The organism is Acidisphaera rubrifaciens HS-AP3 (assembly GCF_000964365.1).
Classification (GTDB): domain Bacteria; phylum Pseudomonadota; class Alphaproteobacteria; order Acetobacterales; family Acetobacteraceae; genus Acidisphaera; species Acidisphaera rubrifaciens.
On sequence record NZ_BANB01000205.1, the window covers coordinates 1 to 3293 of the forward strand.

Here is a 3293-nt window from a genome sequence, read left to right on the forward strand (position 1 = left end):
GCCTGGGCCGGGCGGACGCACGACCACGGCCGGGGCGGTGCCTTGCGGGGCGCGGGGGCGGCGCCTAGCTTGCCCGGCTGGGCGGCGTCCTGCGGCGCGCGCCGTCGGCACGGAGATGGCTGATGTTCAAGGGGTCACTGGTCGCGCTGGTTACGCCGATGCGCGCCGACGGGACGATCGACGAGGCGGCGCTGGCGTCCTTCGTCGAGTGGCAGATACGCGAGGGAACGCACGGTCTGGTGCCGGTCGGCACCACCGGCGAGTCGCCCACCCTGACGCATGACGAGCACAAGCGGGTCGTCGAGATCACGATCGAGGTCGCGCGCGGCCGCGTGCCGGTGATCGCCGGCGCCGGATCGAACAGCACGCGCGAGGCGATCGAGCTGGCGGCGCACGCCAAGCAGGCGGGCGCGGACGCGACCCTCGTCGTCACGCCCTACTACAACAAGCCGACGCAGGAAGGCCTGTTTCTGCACTACACGGCGATCGCGGACGCGGTCGACCTGCCGCTGATCATCTACAACATCCCCGGCCGCAGCGTGGTCGACATGTCGGTCGAGACGATGGCGCGGCTGGCGAAGCACCGCAACATCGTCGGCGTGAAGGACGCGACGGCGAACCTGACGCGCCCGCTGCACACCACGCGCGCCTGCGGCGGGGATTTCTGCCAGCTGTCGGGCGAGGATCACACGGCGCTCGCCTTCCTCGCCTCTGGCGGCGTCGGCTGCATCTCCGTCACCGCCAACATCGCGCCCCGCCTGTGCAGCGAGATGCACGCCGCCTGGCAGTCGGGCCGCATCGCCGATGCGATGGCGATCCAGACGCGCCTCGTGCCGCTGCACGACGCGATGTTCGCCGAGACGAGCCCGGGACCGGTGAAATACGCGGCCAGCCTGCTCGGTCACGGGACGGCGCATTGCCGCCTGCCGATGGCGCCGATCGCGCCGGCGACGGCGGCGCGGGTGCGCGCGGCGATGACGGAGGTCGGGCTGCTGAACTGACCGGAAGCGCCGGCGCGGCGCGACCGTTCGTTCGCAGGGAACACCGATGGCCGCACAGACAACGAAAAAGAGCGGGCTGATCAGCCACGGCATCGCCGCGCAGAACCGCAAGGCCCGCTATGACTACACGATCAAGTCGACGGTAGAGGCTGGTCTCGTGCTCAAGGGGCCGGAGGTGAAGTCGTTGCGGCACGGGCGCGCGACGCTGACGGAGTCCTGGGCCGGCGAGCGCGACGGGGAGTTGTGGCTGTACGGCGCCTATATCCCCGAATACCAGGGTGGCGTGCTGTCGCGCTTCGAACCGCGCGCCCCGCGCAAGCTGCTTCTCAAGCGCAAGGAAATACGCAGCCTGCTCGGCGCCATCACGCGCGAGGGGCAGACGCTGGTGCCGCTGCAGATCCACTTCAACGAACGCGGCCGCGCGAAGGTGCTGCTCGGTCTCGCCGAGGGCCGCAAGAAGGCCGACAAGCGCGCCGCCGTCGCCGCCCGCGACTGGCAGCGCGACAAGGCGCGGCTGATGCGCGCGCGCGGCTGATCCGTTCCCCGGTCGGGTTGGTTTCCAACGCTATCGTATGGCTGCGCGGCGCTTCGTCTGATCGCTGATTGACCGCCCCAGACCGCCTCGCTACCGTCCGGTAGAGCTTCCGGGAGGGGCTCCGCCGGCCGGCGTGGCCGGGCCGGCGGCCATAACAAGAACGGATCGGAGCGTGCGATGCTGAAGGTCTATCTCGACCCGTGCACCGTCAACTGCCGCAAGGTGCTTGCCGGATTGGATCTGATGGGAGCGCCGTTCGAGCAGGTGCATGTCGACTACTTCACGGGCGGGCACAAATCGCCCGACTACATGGCGATCAACCCGAACGCGGCGCTGCCCGCGGCGGTCGACGGCGACCTGATGCTGCCGGAGAGCAACGCCATCCTCATGTACGCCGCCGAAATCAACGGCGCGGACGACTATTACCCCAGGGACCCGAAGATCCGCGCCGACATCCATCGCTGGATGCTGTGGGAAGCGGCGACCTGGTTCCCGAGCTGCTACGTCTATCTCGTGGAATACGTGGTCAAGCCGCTTCTGGGTGCGGAGCCAGACGCGGAGGTGATCGCCAAGGAAGCGCCGAACTGGCACAAGCTCGCCGGCATCCTCGACGCCCGGCTGGCGCAGTCGAGGTGGCTGACCGGCGACCACGTCACGGTGGCGGACATCGCCGTGGCGGCGCCGATGCACCTCCATCCGCAGCAGCGGCTGCCCGTCGCCGACCACCCGAACCTGCAGCGGTGGATGGTCGAGGGGATCGAGAAGCTGCCAAGCTGGCAGCGCACACAGCCGGCGGTGCTCAATGCGCTTGGTCTCGGCTAGACTGGGAACGACTGGCGACAGGGTCACCGGGGGGCGCGCGGCATCCCCGGGGGACGCGTTCCCCATCTCCCGCGCTGATGGCAACGAAGCATGGCAGACGCATCGACTGTCCGCGCGACCATGAACTACACGCGCGATACCGGCGTGATGCCGGAAGTGTATTTCTACGAGCCGCCGGCGGGCACGCCGATCCGCTCGCCCGGCGACGACCCGCAGCAGGTCGTGGTCCATGACGGATGGGACCGCGCCCGCGACTTCTCGCTCGACCGGGAAGGGTTCGCCCTGGGCGATTTCCCGTCCAGCTTCGCGGCGTGGGACGAGGACGCGGCGATCAAGGCGCGCTTCTATCCGGAGGTCATCGACTTCGTGAAAGCCACCACCGGCGCCCGCCGCGTGGTGATCTTCGATCACACGATCCGCACCAAGGCCAACGCCGCGCAGCAGACGGCGGAGACCACTACGACGCAGCGCGCGCCGGTGATGCTGGTCCATTGCGACTACACGCCGAACTCCGGCCCGCTGCGCGTGCGGCAGGTGCTGCCGGACGAGGCGGACCGGCTGCTGTCGGGCCGCGTCGCGTTCTACAACGTGTGGAAGCCCCTGCGTCGCCGTGTCGAGGAAAAGCCGCTCGCGATGTGCGACGTCACGTCGTCCACCGATGACGACTTCATCACCATGGCGCTGCGCTACCGCGAGCGCGACGGCGAGATCTACGTGCTGCGTCATTCCGACCCGCATCACTGGTGGTATTTCCCGGGCATGCTGCCGGAGCATGCGCTGCTGCTGAAAACCTATGATTCGGTCGAAGACGGGCGCGCGCGCTTCCTCGGGCACAGCGCGTTCGATGATCCGACGACGGCGCCCGATGCGCCGGCGCGCGAGAGCATCGAGCTGCGGACCATCGCTTTCTACTGACGGCGCCGCCCGTGGGGGAC

4 protein-coding genes are annotated in these 3293 nt (G+C 69.1%); all 4 read left to right on the forward strand.

The window, feature by feature from the left end; translation table 11 throughout:
• Positions 1-122 precede the first annotated feature (122 nt).
• The 4 genes from dapA to B8460_RS07175 all read left to right on the forward strand — a co-directional run bounded on the left by dapA (position 123) and on the right by B8460_RS07175 (position 3273).
• Complete coding sequence (dapA, locus tag B8460_RS07160; RefSeq protein ID WP_048860898.1) at positions 123-1001, forward strand: 4-hydroxy-tetrahydrodipicolinate synthase; 879 nt, start codon at positions 123-125, stop codon at positions 999-1001.
• Between the two features lie 46 nt (positions 1002-1047).
• On the forward strand, positions 1048-1536 hold the full coding sequence (gene smpB, locus B8460_RS07165) for an SsrA-binding protein SmpB (protein WP_048860899.1): 489 nt from the start codon (positions 1048-1050) through the stop codon (positions 1534-1536).
• A gap of 177 nt (positions 1537-1713) precedes the next feature.
• Positions 1714-2358 (forward strand): glutathione S-transferase family protein, encoded by a 645-nt coding sequence (locus B8460_RS07170; protein ID WP_048860900.1) that lies wholly within the window; start codon positions 1714-1716, stop codon positions 2356-2358.
• A 90-nt stretch (positions 2359-2448) separates the two neighbouring features.
• On the forward strand, positions 2449-3273 hold the full coding sequence (locus B8460_RS07175) for a CmcJ/NvfI family oxidoreductase (protein ID WP_048860901.1): 825 nt from the start codon (positions 2449-2451) through the stop codon (positions 3271-3273).
• Positions 3274-3293: the final 20 nt, after the last annotated feature.